Below are 14,493 nucleotides of genomic sequence, written 5' to 3'. Positions count from 1 at the left end.
CCCATGAAGCCCGTCCTCCTCGTCATCGCCCACGGCAGCCGCGACCCGCGGCACGCCGCGACGGTGCACGCCCTGGTACGCCGGGTGCGCGCGCTGCGTCCCGACGTGCGGGTGGAGACGGGCTTCCTGGACTTCAACATCCCTTCCGTGCAAGGGGTGCTGGAGTCCCTGGCGGCTGAAGGTGTCCGTGACGTCGTGGCGCTGCCGCTGCTGCTGACCCGCGCGTTCCACGCGAAGGCGGACATCCCCGCGGTGCTGCGGGACGCGCCGCCGCAGCTGCGGATCCGGCAGGCGGAGGTGCTGGGCCCGTCCCCGCTGCTCCTGTCGGCCCTCGAACGACGACTGTACGAGGCGGGGTTGACGCCCGCCGACAAGTCCTCGACCGGGGTCGTGCTGGCCTCGGCGGGGTCCACCGACCCGGAGGCGATCGCAGTGATCGCTGACATCGCGCGGGAGTGGCGGCACACCGGTTGGTGCGCCGTGCGGCCTGCGTTCGCCTCCGCGGCCCTGCCCCGCACCGAGGACGTGGTCCGCGAACTGCGGGCCCTGGGCTGCGCGAGGGTGGCCGTGGCGCCGTACGTCCTCGCCCCCGGTTTCCTGCCCGACCGCATCGCGCGCGGCGCGGCCGAGGCGGACGTCCTGGCCGACGTGCTGGGCCCCGCGCCGGAGGTGGCGCGGGTGCTGCTGCGGCGGTACGCCAGCGCCTCCGCACGGGTGCTGCTCCCGGTCAGCGCGTGAGACGACGCTCTTTTCCTACGGCCGCCACGGCCTCGTCGGCCAGCCGTACCGGCTCGCCGTGCGCGTGGCGGGTGTGCTTCGGGAAATGTAGATTTGAGGGCTGGTCGACTCCGGCTCGATGACGCGTCCTGTGAGTAACGGCCTGTCAGGTGCTGTGGGTCTACCCGGGGGGACACGACAGGTGTTGAGAGAGACGTTGCGGCGTCGTGGAGGGCGTTGGGCGAGCGTGAGCGGCGACCGGCGACGGGACGCCGAGCTGCGGGCGCACAGCCGTCGGCTGCTGCACCGGCTCGCGCCCGCGCTGCCGCTCGGCATCGCCGAGCTGTGCGAGCTGCTGGCCGAGCAGCGCGGAACACCGATCACGCTGCTGGAGTGGGAGCTGCCGGCCGACGGCCCCTTCGGCGTGCTGCTGTCCCGGCCGGACGAGGACGTCATCGTCTACCAGGCGAACACCACCAAGGCGCACCAGGCGCACATCGTGCTGCACGAGATCGGCCACATCATCGCCTACGACCTGGCGGGAGAGCGGCCGGAGCTGCCGTTGCTGCGCACCTGCTACTCCGACCGGGACGAACGGGACGCCGAGGTCGTCGCGTCCACGCTGATGCACCAGGCGATGTCGATGCACCGGCAGGTGCAGCGCTACGGCCTCGACGAGCCGTGGCGGCCCTCGGTCTTCGGCAGCCTCGTCTTCGAGGACGGGCTCAGGTGAGAGATGTGCGCTCCGGGGCCGCGGGCCTCAGGGCACCAGGAGGAGCTTGCCGCGGAAGCCGCCGCGCTCCAGGCGGCGGTGGGCCTCGGCCGCGTCCTCGAACGGGAGCACGGTGAGTTCCTGACGCGGTGCGATGCCGCGGGCCGCGGCCTCGGCGACACTCACCAGGTCGTCCCGGTCCAGCTCCACTCCGATCAGCGTGCAGGCGACCTCGGGGCGGGCGGCCGGATCAGGGGCGCTGAACGGGGTGATGGTGAGGAAGGCGCCCTGGGGCCGCACGGCGTCGAACAGAGCGGGCACGCCGCCGGCGTCGATCACGATGTCGTAGGCCCCGGTCTCCACTTGCGCGGGATCCGTGAGCACCGCGCCCTCGCCCGGCCGCCCGGCCCGCCGCTCCTGCCACGCGGGCAGGTCGGCGGGGCGGACGAGCAGGTCCGTGCGCGTGGACGGCTCGTCGAGGAGACGGGCCGCGAGGTGCGCGCCGACGCCGCCCTGGGCGCCGATCAGCAGGATCCGCTGTCCGGCGCGGCCCGGGGTGCGGCGCAGCAGCTGGGTCGCGGTCACGCCCGCCAGCGGCAGCGCCGCGGCCTCTTCGAGCTTCATGCCGTCCGGCACGGGCGCCACGAACCCCGGGTCGAAGGCGACGTACTCGGCCATGCTGCCCACGCCCGTGCCCAGTTGTGCCGTCATCGCGAGGACACGGTCGCCGGTGCGGAAGCCGCAGCCGGCGGGTGCGTGCGCGACGGTGCCCGCGAGGTCCCAGCCGAGCACGGCGGGCAGGGAGGTGGGGATCAGGCCGGAACGGGTCGCCAGGTCCACCGGATTGACGGCGGCAGCGGCGGTCTCGATCACCAGGGCGTCGGCGGCTTCCGGCTCCGGAAGGTCGAGGACTTCCAGGACCTCCGGTCCCCCCGTCCTGGTCAGGCCGACGGCCCTCATGCGTCCTCCTCCTCGGAGGCCGGCTTCGGGGCCTGTCGTGACGCGTCCAGTACATCCATGATCGACAGGAGCTGCTCGCGCAGCTCCGGACTGAGCTTGCCGGCGCGCATGGCGATCGAGCGGACCTGCCGGTCGGCGAGTGTCTCGGTCCGCTCCTCCTTCTTCTCCGGGGCGCCCGGAGGGGCCGGCTCGGAGATGAGCGCGCTCACCGAAACCGGCAGGGACATGTCCCGGGACTGGAAGTAGCGCACGATCGCGGAGAGCACGTTCATCGTCGGGTTGGTCTGCGAGCCGTTGCGCAACGACGTCAGATAGCTCCGGGAGATCGTCACGTCGTGACTGGGGTCCTCCGAGATCGCCTTGGCGACCTCGGCCGTCGTCGGCTCGCGAAGGCGTCCCACGGCGTCAGGTGTTGCGGCATCCGCGAACCAGGCATTCAGGCGTTCTGCCAACGTGGCCATGCGGTCGACCTTCCCAGGGTTCCAGCGACTCAAGGGGGCGGTGACCAGGCGCTGAGCGGCTCAGCCCGGGGACGGGCGCGCCGGGCGCATCGCTGCGGGCCGACGATGTCGCCGCCTCTCCTGTTGTCGGGAACTTTAGCACGCACGTTACACAGCGAGCCGTGCTGCTACTATATTGAACACGGCGCCTATAAATCTATCTCCTGTACGCCAACATGGCGCCTGCAGATTCGGAGGGGACATGCACAGCGGTACCCAGCTCGCCCAGGGGCTCCGTCTGGCCATGGGTGACAGTCCGGCCTGGACGGTCGAGGCCGTACGTCAGGCGCGCTACCACGTCGTGAGCTCCGACCACCTCTTCGCGCGGGACAACACCACGCTGCTGACCGGCTGCCCGGACGCACCGCTGCGCTCCGGAGAGCGCCGCCTCCTCGTCGTCGACGAGAACGTGGACGCGCTCTACGGCGCTCAGATCAGGGAGTTCTTCGACTTCCACGGCATCAGGGCCACGGTCCTGACCCTGCGCGCCGACGAGACCGTGAAGCAGTGGGACGCGGTGTGCCAGGTCGTCGACGCGATGAACGACTTCGGGATCGACCGCCGCCGCGAGCCGGTCATGGCGATCGGCGGCGGGGTCCTCACCGACATCGTCGGCTTCGCGGCCAGCATCTACCGGCGCGGGACCCCGTACATCCGCATCCCCACGACGCTGATCGGCCTCGTCGACGCGGGCGTGGGCGTGAAGACCGGAGTCAACTACTCCACCGGCAAGAACCGCCTGGGCACCTACGCGCCCGCCACGGTCACGTTCCTGGACCGCTCGTTCCTGCGCAGCCTGGACCTGAGGCACATCAGCAACGGCCTGGCCGAGATCCTGAAGATGGCTCTCATCCGGTCCGAGAAGCTCTTCGACCTCCTGGAGTCGCACGGTCCCGCGGTGCGCGCCGACCGCTTCCAGGGCACCACCGGCGACCTCGCCGGTGCCGCCGACGCGATCATCGCCGAGTCCATCCACCTCATGCTGGAGGAACTGCAGCCCAACCTCTGGGAGTCGTCCCTGGAGCGCTGCGTGGACTACGGCCACACCTTCAGCCCGACCGTCGAGATGCACGCCCTGCCCGAGCTGCTGCACGGCGAGGCCGTCGTGATCGACATGGCCCTCACCACCGCGCTGTCCACGCTGCGCGGCGACGTCAGCGAGGCACAGGCCGACCGGATCTTCGCGGTGATCCGGGCGCTCGGACTGCCGCTCTGGAACGACGTGCTGGGCGACACCTCGCTGCTCGAACACGCGCTGCAGGACACCGTGCGCCACCGCGACGGGCAGCAGCGGCTGCCTTTGCCGCTGGGCATCGGACGGCACCGCTTCGTCAACGACGTCACCCCGGCCGAACTGCGCGAGGCCGCGCGGCTGCTGCACGGCCGCGCGGCGGAGCTGTCGCCCGCCGCCTCGGACGAGGAACTGGTGAGCGCATGAGCGCGCCGGACCGCACGCCCGCCACAGCCGTCGTGGTCGGCGGATCGACCGGGATCGGGCGCGGCATCGCCGACGCCTGGGCCGCGCAAGGGATCGAGACGCACGTCTTCAGCCGCAGCCGTCCGGCCGGCCCCGACGGCGACCGGCTGGTGTGGCACCGCACCGACCTGCGCGACACCGAGCAGGCTGCGGAGAGCCTGCGCTCCGGCCTGCCGGACCGCGTCGATCTGGTCTGCTACTCCGCCGTCTACTTCACCTCCCGGCGCGATCCGTTCACCCGGACGACCGAGGCCGACTGGCTCGACCAGTTCGCCGTCAACGTGCACGGCCTGGCCCGGACCCTGCGGGCCACGCTCCCGGCGCTGCGCGAGGCGGCACCGGGACTGTTCCTGCACGTGTCGTCCGAGGTCGTGTACAACGCGGGCCCGCACCGCTCCGGTTACGCCGCCACCAAGGCCGCCGCCGACTCCCTGATCCGGTCGGTCGCGCAGGAGATCGACCCCGCCGAGGTGACGTTCGTCCAGACACTGCCCGCGGGCATGGTCGACACCCCGGGCATCCGTGCCCGGCGGCCCGCCGACTTCGACTACCGCGGCTACATGGCACCGGCCGCCTTCGCGCCGCTGGCCGTGGAGCTCGCCCGCACCCGGGGCGTCCCGTACGCGGGCGAGGCGCTCGTCGTGCACGAGGACGCCACCTGGTCGTCCGTCGCCGAGGATCTGCCCGTTTCCCAGTCGCGTCCCCTCGCGGACGTCCGCGCGTAGCCGCGGCCGCCCCCTCTGCCTGGAGTACCCCTTGCCTCAACTGCACGCCACAGCCCTGCTGTTCGACATGGACGGCACCCTCGTGGACTCCACCGCCCTGGTCGAGTCCACCTGGGCCGGATTCTGCGAACGGCACCGCCTCGATCTCGCGGAGGTGCTGGACTTCGCCCACGGCCGCCCCACCCGGGAGACCGTCGGCCACTTCCTCCCCGACCCGGACCTGGCGGCGGCGGAGACCCGGCGCCTCGTCGCCCACGAGGAGTCCGAGACCACGGGCATCACCGAGGTCCCGGGCGCGCGGGCGCTGCTCACCGCCCTGCCGCCGCACACCTGGGCCGTCGTCACCTCCGCCGGTCGCCGGCTCGCGGAGGTCCGGATGGCCGCGGCCGGGCTCCCACTGCCCGGGATCCTGGTCAGCGCCGACGAGGTGACCCGCGGCAAGCCGGACCCCGAGGGCTATCTGAGCGCCGCGGCCCAGCTCGGCTGCCCCCCGCAGGACGCGGTGGTCGTCGAGGACTCGGGCGCGGGGGTGCGGGCCGGACTCGCCGCCTGCGGACGCACGGTGGTCATCGGCGCCCTGGACACGTACGACGACGTGGCACCGCGCTGGACCGACTTCCGCGGCTTCGTGGTCGAACCGTCGCGGGCCGGCGTCCCCGGCGTCCTGCTGGACGTACCCGAGCCGGTCGCCGCGGGCCAGGTGGTCGCGAGGTGACGAACACCGTCACGCCCGCCGTAGCGCCCCTGGCGTCCGCGAGCCGCCCGGCCGCACCCACCCCCGACCGGGCCCCCGCGCCCCCCGTCTTCGCCGCGGACGTCGGCGGTACGTGGGTGCGCATGCGCACCGGTGGGCCGGAGGAGCCGGTGGAGCGGGTGCCGTCACCGAGTCGGCTGCGTCACCCGGAGCGTTCCGTCCCCCGGTTGCGGGCGGAGCTCGTCGGCCTGCTGTGCGACCGGGTGCCGGCCGGGGCCCGAGCCGCGCTGTCCTTCGGCGCGGCCGTCGACCACCTGACCGGCACGGTGTACGGGTCGGCGCCGCTGTGGGGCGAGGAGAGGGCCCCGTACGACGTGGCCGCCGAGCTGGGACGCCGTAGGCCCGACGTCACCTGGCACCTCGTCAACGACGTCACCGCCGCGCTGCTGGACTTCGCCGCCGTGCACGCCCCGCCGGGCGTCCGGCGCGTGGCCTATCTGACCGTCAGCAGCGGCATCGCGCTGCGCACGGCGGATCTGGAACAGCGCCGGATACCGGTCGACGACAGGGGCCTGCAGGGCGAGGTGGGCCACCTCCCGGGCGCGTTCACCGCCCCCGGCTCGGACGTCCTCACGGGCCTGCCCTGCGAGTGCGGCGCGCGGGACCACCTCGCCTCGGTCGCCTCCGGCCCGGGGCTCGCGCGGACGGCGGAGCGGCTCGGGCTGGCCCGGCCCGCGCAGGTGGCCGACTGGCTCCCCGGCGCGCTCGCCGCCGACGACCCCGGCGCGCGGCGGCTGCTGGAGCTGTGCGCCGCCCCGGTCGCCGGACTGCTGCGCACCATGTGGTGCCTCGATCCGCACCTCGACCTGATCGGGATCGGCGGCGGGGTCGCCGAGGGGCTCGCCGGGCCCTACGCGGCCGAGATCCGCCGCCTGCTCGCCGCCCCCACGTCCTACGCCGACCGGGGCCGCGACGACGCCTGGCTCGACGAGCGGCTCGTGTTCTGCGCGCCCGGACAGGTCGACCCGCTGCGCGGCGCACAGCGCGTCGCGGACTGGCGCCCCGGGATCACGCGGTGAGCGCCGCGACCCACCGTGCCCTCGTACGCCGGCCGCCCGACGGATCCGGCCGCACCCTGGTCGAGGTGGCCGAGGTGCCCCTGCCCCGGCTCGAACCGGGCGACGCCCTGCTCGCACCGGCGACCGTCGGCATCTGCGGCACCGACTGGCAGATCCTGCGCGGCCTGCGCGACGACCCCACCCCGGTCCTCGGCCACGAAGGTGTCGCGTACGTGGTCGAACCCGGGGATTCGGGTCTGGCGGAGGGCACGGCGGTCACCGTGAACCCCACGCACCCGCACGACCCGTCCTTCCTCCTCGGCCACAACCTCCCCGGCCTGTGGGCGGAACGCACCCGCATCCCGGCCACGGCCGTTCGCGCCGGCCTGGTCGTCCCGGTGCCCGAGGACGCCGCGCGGCCGCGGGTGGCCGCCCTCGCGGAACCGCTCGCCTCGGCCCTGTACGGGATGCGGATCGCGCGTCACGCGGTGCGGCCCGCCGCCCTGGTCGTCTGGGGCGACGGCATCGTGGGACGGCTCGCGCGCGATCTGTGGCGGAGCGAACTCCCGGGGCTGCACTGCCTCCTCGTGGGGCACGGCCCCGACGCCACCGACCCGGCCGACCCGGAGCTGCCGGGGCTGCTGGCCGCTCTGCCCTCCCCGGTCGTGGCGGTGATCACCACACCGCGCACCGGCACCCGGGAGGCGCTCACGGCGCTGGACCGGCAGGTGCCGGGCACACTCCTGGTCGACGTCCACGCCGGCCTCGAACCGGGGCCGCTCCCGCTGACCGCCGGTGACATCGACGTCGCCGCGATCCGCGCGGCCAACTGCGGTGGCACCCCCTGGCCACCGCGCGTCGAGGAGTTCCAGCGGCCGCACGGCAGGCTCCTGCTCTGCGGTCACCGCGGAGTCGGCGACGGCCATCTGCGGCACGCCGTCGACCTGCTGCGCACCACCCCGGCCCTCGGTGCGCGGGTGCTGACCCACCGGGTCGGACCGGAGGAGGCCGCCGACCTCGTCAACACCGTTCTCGTCTCGGGCACACGCGAGGCCACCGGGCACCGCGTCCTGAAGACGGCGATCGACATGGGGGGCCGCCCATGACCGGAGCACCCGCGGCCACGGCGTCGAGCACAGCCGCCCGCACACCCATGGGTCCCGCCCCGGCCGTCGCCGCCCCGCAGTGGCGGATCGACACCGACCGCCGGGCGGCAGCGCGCACCGCGCTCGCGGCGGGAGCCGACCAACTGCACCTGGACTACGGCGGCGCCCACCGCGGCCCCCCGCTGAGCGACCCCGTCGCACTGCGGGCGGCCGAGGCCGTCACCCGACGACTCCCGGTGCCCGTGCTCGCCGTGAACCACCTCAACGACATCGGGCTCGCACACGAGAAGGGCGTACCCAACCCCGCGGCGGTGGAGCTCCTGCGGCACGCCGCGGACTGCGCCCTGCGCCTCGGAGTCGCCGTGCTCCATGTGCCCGGATTCCGGCGCAGCCTGCCGCACGGCGCGGGCATCCGGGCCGGCACGGTGGAGGCGCTGCGCGGTGTGTGCGCCCAGCTCGCCGGGACGGACCTGCTGGTCGCCTACGAGTCCCCGCTGGACGCGCGGGAGTCGCTGGCGCTGGCCCGTGCGGTGGACCATCCGGCCCTGCGCCTGGTCCTGGACACCGGCAACCTGTGCGACGCGGGTCTGCGGCCGCTCGATTTCGCCGAGGCGGTCGCGGCGGCCGGACTGCTGCTGCCGTTCGTCCACGTCAAGGACGGTTCCGGTACGACGGCGCCCTCGGCCGGTGACCTCCCGGCCCTGCTCAGGGCGTCCGGCGCCCGCTCGGTGCTCGTCGAGAACGACTACCGGCACACCCCCGCCCGGCTGCGCGAGGACATCGCCCTGTGCCGCCGTGCGGCGGACCCCCGCCCTCCCGAGGAAGCCCCCTTCAAGGACGCGCCATGAAAGTCATCCAGCTCACCGCCCCCCGCACGCTGTCGGTCACCGAGACCGCACCGCCCGAGCCAGGCCCCGGCGAAGTCCTCGTCCGGGTGGGCCTGCTCGGCCTGTGCGGCACCGACCTCGGCTTCTACGACGGCAGCAGCAACTACCTGCGCGACGGGCTGAAGAGCTACCCGTTCGTCCTCGGCCACGAATGGACCGGCACCGTCGTCGGGGCCGGCCCCGGGACCGGCCCGGACCTCCTCGGCCGGCGGGTGTCGGGGCACAACTTCCGTGTCTGCGGCCGGTGCGCGCACTGCCGGGCCGGACGTATCCGGTCCTGCCCCGACCGCAGCGAGATCGGCGTGCTGGGCCCCCGGCCGGGCGCCGGGGCGCAGCTGATCACCGCCCCGGTGGACACCCTCACCCGGATCCCCGACGGCCTGTCCGACGCGGCGGGCGCCCTGCTGGAGCCGACGGCCGCCGCGGCGCACGCCGTGGACCGGCTCACCGTGACCGCGTCCGACCGGGTGGCGGTGCTGGGCGCCGGCACCCTCGGGCTCGCCGCGGCACAGATCACCCGGGCGATCGGGGCGGACACCCTCGTCCTCGACCCGCAGCCCGCGGCCCGTGCGCTCGCCGCCGAGCTGGGCCTGCGCGCCCAGGACGCCCCGGGCGGGTCCGATGCGGAGGCGTACGACGCGGTGATCGAGGCGTCCGGCAGCGCGGCGGGCGTCCGCGCCGCCGTCCGGCTGGTCGCGTCGGGCGGGCGCATCGCCCAGCTGGGCACGCCCCACCGCACCGTCGACGGCTTCGACGCGGCTGCGCTGGTGATCCGGGACGTGACCCTGCACGGCGTGCTGTCCGGCATCGGCTACTGGGACCGGCTCGTCGGCCTCGTCGAGTCCGGGGCGGTGGACCTCGACGCCCTCGTCGACCGGGTCTTTCCGCTGGAGGAGCTGGACGCCGCCTTCGCCCACCTCGCGGACGGCGGCCGGGACCGCCCCAAGGTCCTCGTCCGGATCGACCCGGCGCTCGCCGCCGCCGACCGGGCATGAGCGGCGGGGCAGGGGCCCGCGACCGTGTCGACGCGTCGGCCGCCGTGCGGCTGGCCGTCCTGGCGAGCGCCACGTTCGTCTATGTGACCTTCGAGGTCTTCCCGGTCGGGCTCCTCCAGGACATCGCCCGCGATCTCGACGTCCCGGCCGGCCGGGTGGGGCTGCTGATCAGCGGTTACGCCCTGGTCGCCGCCGTCGTCACGGTACCGACGGTCGCGCTGGCCTCCCGGGTCTCGCGCGGAACCGCCCTGGTGGTCTCCCTCCTCGTCCTCGTGGTCGCCGAGGTGCTCGCCGGGTTCGCCACGAGCTTCGCGATGATGGTGGTCAGCCGGGTGGCCGCGGCCCTGACGCACGGTGTGCTCTGGTCGCTGATCGCCCCGGCCGCGGCGACGCTGGTACCGCGGCACCGCGTGGGCACCGCGACCGCGGCCGTGTTCGGCGGTTCCACCCTCGCCGCGATCGTCGGCAGTCCCGGGACGACCCTCATCGGCGAGCTGATCGGCTGGCGCGCCACGGCCCTGGTGCTGGCGGCGGCCACCGTGGCCGTGACCGTCGGCCTGGTGTGGGCCCTCGGGCTGTACGGCCGCACCCGGCCGGCGGCGGCCGGTGCGCCGGGGACGGAGGCGGGGACCGGGGATCCGGACGGCACGGCCGGCGCCGGGCAGCAGGGAGCGCACTGGCCCCGCGTCCTGACGCTGTGTGCCGTGGCCGTCGTACTGATCAGCGCGCACTTCCTGAGCTACACCTACTTCGCCGTCCTCGTCACCGAGGTCACCGGCACGTCCGCCGCGACGGTCGGGCTGCTGGCGGTCTTCGGCTGCGCGGGGGCCGTGGGCACCTGGCTGGTGGGCCGGTACAACGACACGGTCCCCCGGCGGACGGCGTCCGTGACCATCGCGGTGTTCGCCGTGGGGGTCGGGCTGCTGGCGGTCGCGTCGGTGCTGGGCGGCGGTGTCCTGGCGCGGGGCACGGCGGCCGCTGTCGCCGTCGCCCTGTGGGGCGGTGCGTTCGCCGCGGCCGGACCGGTCTTCCAGACGGGCGTGATGCGCCTGGCGGGCCCGGAGGCCGACCGTGCCTCCTCCGTCTACGTCACCGGCTTCCAGGTCGGGATCGCGAGCGGCTCGGCCCTGGGTGCCGTGCTGCTCGGCCGGTCGGCGCTGTGGCTGCCGGTCGGCTCGACGGTGCTGGTGGCGCTCGTGCTGCTGGTCGTCCTGGTGCGGCGCCCGGTGCCGACGGCCGACGTGCCCGACAACCAGCACGTCACAGTGCGCCTTTAGAAGGCGTTGTGCGAATTTAAAACCCGAGATGCTTATATAGTGGCACCAACGCTCCTGGCGACATCCCTTCCCTCTGAAAGGCAATGAGATGCCCCGTACCACCGTCGACAGCGCGACCGTGCACTACCGCACCGAGGGGCAGGGCCCCGGACTGCTCCTGGTGCACGGCACCGGCGCCACCGGTGACGCCAATTACGGTCATCTGCTGGAGGAGTTCACGGACCACCGCACGGTGATCCTCCCCGACTACGCCGGCAGCGGCGGCACCACCGACGACGGCGGCCCGCTCACGCTGGAGCAGCTCGCGGACCAGGTCCTCGGTGCCGCCGACGCGGCCACCGACGAGTCCGTCGACATCGTCGGGTTCTCACTCGGCGCGCTCGTCGCCGTCATGGCCGCGGCCCGGCGTCCCGAGCGGGTGCGCCGACTGGTGCTGGTGGCCGGCTGGGCCCGCAACGACGATCTGCGCAAGCGCCTCGGGTTCACCCTCTGGCGGCGGCTGGCCGACGTCGATCCGGAGCTGTACTCGCACTACATCAGCCTGCTGCTCTTCACGCCGGGCTTCCTGGCGAACCTGGACGAGGCCACGTTCCACGAGGCCGTGGGCGGCGCCGCGGTCGACGAGGGCACGCTGCGCCAGATCGAACTCGGCCTGGAGGCGGACATCCGCGAGCTCCTGCCGAAGATCGGCGTCCCCACGCTGGTCGTCGGTTGCCTGCACGACCAGCTGGTCCCGGTCGAGCACTCCCGGGAACTGCACGAGGCGATCCCCGGAAGCACCTACCTGGAGATCGAGAGCGGCCACCTGGTGCCGGCCGAGGCGCCGGACAAGCTGGTGGACGCCATCCGGACCTTCCTGAACTGACCTCTCTCCGGCACGCAGAGGAACGAAGCCTGCCCATGGCCATGCAAGAGACCCCACCGTCCGAGCTCATACGCCCGTCGGCCCCCACGGCCGACTCCCCCACGTCCGGCGGCACCACATCCGGCTCCGCCACCCACAGCGGCGCGGCGCCGCGACCCGGCTCCAAGGTCGTCCGGCTGCCCTCCCTGACGGGGATGCGGTTCCCGGCGGCGCTCCTGGTCTTCCTGTTCCACGTCTCGCTGCCCGCCGGCTGGCTCATGCCCGGCGACGCCAACTCCACCCTCTTCGCCCGACTGGTCGAACAGGCCGGCGGTGTCGGCGTCACCTTCTTCTTCGTCCTCAGCGGCTTCGTCCTCACCTGGTCCGCCCGCGAGGGGGACCCGACCACGTCGTTCTGGCGCCGCCGGTACGTCAAGATCGTGCCGAACTACCTTGTCGCCTGGGCGCTCGCGATGGTCCTGATCGCGGCCGGTACCGCCGCCTGGCGCTCGGGCGTCACCTTCTTCATGCTGCAGTCCTGGGTGCCGGACTACGACACCAACTTCAGCGTGAACGCGCCCGGTTGGTCCCTGTCCACCGAGGTCTTCTTCTACCTGTGCTTCCCGCTGCTGTTCGCCGGGGTCCGGCGGATCGCGCCGCGGCGGCTGAAGTTCTGGATCGCGGGCGTGATCGCCGGGGTCGCCGTCACGCCCTGGCTGGCCACCACCTTCGTCCCCGCGGGCGACGTCTACATGTCGAACGAGCCCACCGTCTCCGGCCTCCACCTCTGGTTCGCCTACGTCTTCCCGCCCGCCCGGCTCCTCGACTTCCTGCTCGGCATCCTGGTCGCCCGCGCCGTCATGCTGGGCCGGTGGCGTGACATCGGCCTCGTCCCGGCCGGCCTGCTGCTCGTGGCGAGCTATGTGATCGCCGAACTCCCGGGCGTGCCCTACCTGTTCGTGCAGCGGGCGGTCTGCCTCGTGCCGTGCGCCCTGCTGATCGCGGCCGGAGCGCTGGCGGACGCGTCGGGCCGGCCGACCCTCTTCCGCAACCGCGCGATGGTCTGGCTCGGCGAAGTCTCCTTCGCCTTCTACCTGCTGCACTTCATCGTGCTCTTCAAGACGCGCGAGCTGCTCGGCGCCCGCTTCGACTCCGTCCCCGCGGTGATCGCGCTGACCGTCGCGGAGTGCGCGCTGGCGGTCCTGGCCTCCTGGGCGATGTACGCCTGGATCGAGAAGCCGCTGGTACGGCGCTGGTCCCGCACCCGGTCCAAGGCCCCCACGGCCGCCACCGTCGCCTGAGTCCCCGCCACCACCTGATACCCCGCCACCGCCCCGCACGACCGAAGGTGCACACCCATGCCGTTCCGACTCGCCGCGCTGATCCTCGCGATCTTCTGCGTCGGCACCGCGGAGCTGTCCCCCAGCGGCATGCTGGACGACCTCTCCGCCGACCTCGCCGTGAGCATCGCCACGGCGGGACTGCTGGTGACCGCGTACGCGTTGACGATGGTGGTCGGGGGTCCCGCGGTCACCGCGCTCACCACCCGGGTGCGCCGCAAGACCCTGCTCGTGGCCCTCCTCGCGGTCTTCGTCCTGGGCAACGTGGTCTGCGCCCTGGCGCCCGGCTTCGGCGTGCTGATGGCCGGCCGGGTGGTGACCGCGGCGGTGCACGGCACCTTCATGGCGGTCTGTGTCGTGACCGCGGGCAACATGGTCGGGCCGGGCAAGGGCGGCGGTGCCGTGGCCGCGACCCAGCTCGGGATCAACCTCGCCACCGTCCTCGGCGTGCCCATGGGCTCCTTCCTCGCCCAGCACTACGACTGGCGTGCCCCGTTCGGCGTCGTCGCGGCCCTGGCCACGGTGGCGATCGGCCTGGTCCTCGTCTGGGTGCCCGACACCCCCGCCCCGACCGTCACCGCGGCCCATGAGGCCCGGGTGTTCCGCCGCCCGAGCGTCTGGGGCACGGTGGGGGCCACCGTGCTCTGCTCCGCCGGCATGTTCACGCTGATCACCTACATGGTGCCGCTGCTGACCGGCGTGGGCGGTCTCCCCCGGCGGTGGGTGCCCGTCGTGCTGCTCGCCTACGGGCTGGGCTCCATCGTGGGGAACCTGCTCGGCGGGCGGTTCGCGGACCGCGGCATCGACCGGGCCGTCGGACAGTTGTCCTGGGCCCTGACGGCCGTATGCCTGCTGGTGTGGCTGCTCGCCCCGTACGGGCCCGCCGGGGCGCTCGCCCTGGTGCTGTTCTCACTGGCGACGTTCGCCCTGATTCCCGGTCTCCAGGCCAAGGTGCTGACCGAGGCCGCCGACGCGCCGACGCTCTCCCTGACCGCGAACATGTCCGCCTTCGGCCTGGGCGCGGCGCTCGGTTCGTGGCTCGGGGGTCTGCTCACCGAGTCCGCGGCCGGCACCCGTGCCGTCCCGGTCGGGGCCGCCGCACTCACCGCGTCGGGCGCGCTGCTCGTGCTCGTCCTGCGCCGCGCGGCCCGTCGTACCCCGCGGGCCCTTCCCCTCGCCGTATCCACCCCCGAGAGGTGAA

The 14,493-nt window shown here is 73.8% G+C and carries 15 protein-coding genes; 13 read left to right on the top strand and 2 right to left on the bottom strand.

All coding sequences use genetic code 11. The annotated features are described in order from the left end of the window. Positions 1–3: 3 nt before the first annotated feature. Both M2163_RS36535 and M2163_RS36530 read left to right on the top strand, forming a co-directional pair. Positions 4–738, top strand: a complete 735-nt coding sequence (locus tag M2163_RS36535) for a sirohydrochlorin chelatase (RefSeq protein WP_280848643.1) — start codon at positions 4–6, stop codon at positions 736–738. Between the two features lie 226 nt (positions 739–964). Continuing rightward, on the top strand, positions 965–1,450 hold the full coding sequence (locus M2163_RS36530) for a hypothetical protein (protein WP_280848644.1): 486 nt from the start codon (positions 965–967) through the stop codon (positions 1,448–1,450). Positions 1,451–1,477: 27 nt separating this feature from the next. Here the strand turns inward: M2163_RS36530 and M2163_RS36525 are convergent, their stop codons facing one another. Together M2163_RS36525 and M2163_RS36520 are read right to left on the bottom strand one after the other, a co-directional pair. Next, on the bottom strand, positions 1,478–2,389 hold the full coding sequence (locus tag M2163_RS36525; protein ID WP_280896112.1) for an NADP-dependent oxidoreductase: 912 nt from the start codon (positions 2,387–2,389) through the stop codon (positions 1,478–1,480). Then, a complete protein-coding gene (locus M2163_RS36520) occupies positions 2,386–2,850 on the bottom strand; it encodes a hypothetical protein (RefSeq protein WP_280848646.1) in 465 nt (154 codons plus the stop codon). Before M2163_RS36520 ends, M2163_RS36525 begins: the two co-directional genes overlap by 4 nt. Before the next feature lie 241 nt (positions 2,851–3,091). Here M2163_RS36520 and M2163_RS36515 point away from each other — a divergent pair, with 241 nt between their 5' ends. The 11 genes from M2163_RS36515 (at position 3,092) to M2163_RS36465 (ending at position 14,492) form a co-directional block, all read left to right on the top strand. After that, complete coding sequence (locus M2163_RS36515; RefSeq protein WP_280848647.1) at positions 3,092–4,327, top strand: sedoheptulose 7-phosphate cyclase; 1,236 nt, start codon at positions 3,092–3,094, stop codon at positions 4,325–4,327. Further along, on the top strand, positions 4,324–5,091 hold the full coding sequence (locus tag M2163_RS36510) for an SDR family oxidoreductase (protein WP_280848648.1): 768 nt from the start codon (positions 4,324–4,326) through the stop codon (positions 5,089–5,091). Before M2163_RS36515 ends, M2163_RS36510 begins: the two co-directional genes overlap by 4 nt. A 31-nt stretch (positions 5,092–5,122) precedes the next feature. Next, a complete protein-coding gene (locus M2163_RS36505; protein ID WP_280848649.1) occupies positions 5,123–5,806 on the top strand; it encodes an HAD-IA family hydrolase in 684 nt (227 codons plus the stop codon). After that, entirely contained in the window at positions 5,803–6,864 is a 1,062-nt protein-coding gene (locus M2163_RS36500; protein ID WP_280896111.1) for an ROK family protein, read from the top strand. Before M2163_RS36505 ends, M2163_RS36500 begins: the two co-directional genes overlap by 4 nt. Beyond that, the gene (locus M2163_RS36495) at positions 6,861–7,949 is read left to right on the top strand and encodes an alcohol dehydrogenase catalytic domain-containing protein (protein ID WP_280896110.1); all 1,089 of its coding nucleotides are present in this window, start codon (positions 6,861–6,863) and stop codon (positions 7,947–7,949) included. Before M2163_RS36500 ends, M2163_RS36495 begins: the two co-directional genes overlap by 4 nt. Then, positions 7,946–8,797, top strand: a complete 852-nt coding sequence (locus M2163_RS36490; RefSeq protein WP_280896109.1) for a TIM barrel protein — start codon at positions 7,946–7,948, stop codon at positions 8,795–8,797. Before M2163_RS36495 ends, M2163_RS36490 begins: the two co-directional genes overlap by 4 nt. Continuing rightward, entirely contained in the window at positions 8,794–9,831 is a 1,038-nt protein-coding gene (locus M2163_RS36485) for an alcohol dehydrogenase catalytic domain-containing protein (RefSeq protein WP_280896108.1), read from the top strand. The genes M2163_RS36490 and M2163_RS36485 overlap by 4 nt, the downstream gene beginning before the upstream one ends. Beyond that, on the top strand, positions 9,828–11,108 hold the full coding sequence (locus tag M2163_RS36480) for an MFS transporter (RefSeq protein ID WP_280896107.1): 1,281 nt from the start codon (positions 9,828–9,830) through the stop codon (positions 11,106–11,108). Before M2163_RS36485 ends, M2163_RS36480 begins: the two co-directional genes overlap by 4 nt. Before the next feature lie 88 nt (positions 11,109–11,196). Continuing rightward, positions 11,197–11,973 (top strand): alpha/beta hydrolase, encoded by a 777-nt coding sequence (locus M2163_RS36475; RefSeq protein ID WP_280896106.1) that lies wholly within the window; start codon positions 11,197–11,199, stop codon positions 11,971–11,973. Positions 11,974–12,008: 35 nt separating this feature from the next. After that, the gene (locus M2163_RS36470; RefSeq protein ID WP_280896105.1) at positions 12,009–13,253 is read left to right on the top strand and encodes an acyltransferase; all 1,245 of its coding nucleotides are present in this window, start codon (positions 12,009–12,011) and stop codon (positions 13,251–13,253) included. A 57-nt stretch (positions 13,254–13,310) separates the two neighbouring features. Then, positions 13,311–14,492, top strand: coding sequence for an MFS transporter (locus M2163_RS36465; RefSeq protein WP_280896104.1), 1,182 nt, complete (start codon positions 13,311–13,313; stop codon positions 14,490–14,492). Position 14,493 lies beyond the last annotated feature (1 nt).

Origin of the sequence: Streptomyces sp. SAI-135 (genome assembly GCF_029893805.1) — a bacterium.
Taxonomy (GTDB): Bacteria; Actinomycetota; Actinomycetes; order Streptomycetales; family Streptomycetaceae; genus Streptomyces.
The sequence above is the reverse complement of the archived record's forward strand: the minus strand, read 5'-3'. Positions and strand labels throughout refer to the sequence as shown.

Coding starts and splice junctions, on each gene's coding strand:
- M2163_RS36535 (WP_280848643.1), top strand. CDS start 4: ATGAAGCCCGTCCTCCTCGTCATCGCCCACGGCAGCCGCGACCCGCGG.
- M2163_RS36525 (WP_280896112.1), bottom strand. CDS start 2,389: ATGAGGGCCGTCGGCCTGACCAGGACGGGGGGACCGGAGGTCCTGGAA.
- M2163_RS36520 (WP_280848646.1), bottom strand. CDS start 2,850: ATGGCCACGTTGGCAGAACGCCTGAATGCCTGGTTCGCGGATGCCGCA.
- M2163_RS36515 (WP_280848647.1), top strand. CDS start 3,092: ATGCACAGCGGTACCCAGCTCGCCCAGGGGCTCCGTCTGGCCATGGGT.
- M2163_RS36510 (WP_280848648.1), top strand. CDS start 4,324: ATGAGCGCGCCGGACCGCACGCCCGCCACAGCCGTCGTGGTCGGCGGA.
- M2163_RS36490 (WP_280896109.1), top strand. CDS start 7,946: ATGACCGGAGCACCCGCGGCCACGGCGTCGAGCACAGCCGCCCGCACA.
- M2163_RS36485 (WP_280896108.1), top strand. CDS start 8,794: ATGAAAGTCATCCAGCTCACCGCCCCCCGCACGCTGTCGGTCACCGAG.
- M2163_RS36480 (WP_280896107.1), top strand. CDS start 9,828: ATGAGCGGCGGGGCAGGGGCCCGCGACCGTGTCGACGCGTCGGCCGCC.
- M2163_RS36475 (WP_280896106.1), top strand. CDS start 11,197: ATGCCCCGTACCACCGTCGACAGCGCGACCGTGCACTACCGCACCGAG.
- M2163_RS36470 (WP_280896105.1), top strand. CDS start 12,009: ATGGCCATGCAAGAGACCCCACCGTCCGAGCTCATACGCCCGTCGGCC.
- M2163_RS36465 (WP_280896104.1), top strand. CDS start 13,311: ATGCCGTTCCGACTCGCCGCGCTGATCCTCGCGATCTTCTGCGTCGGC.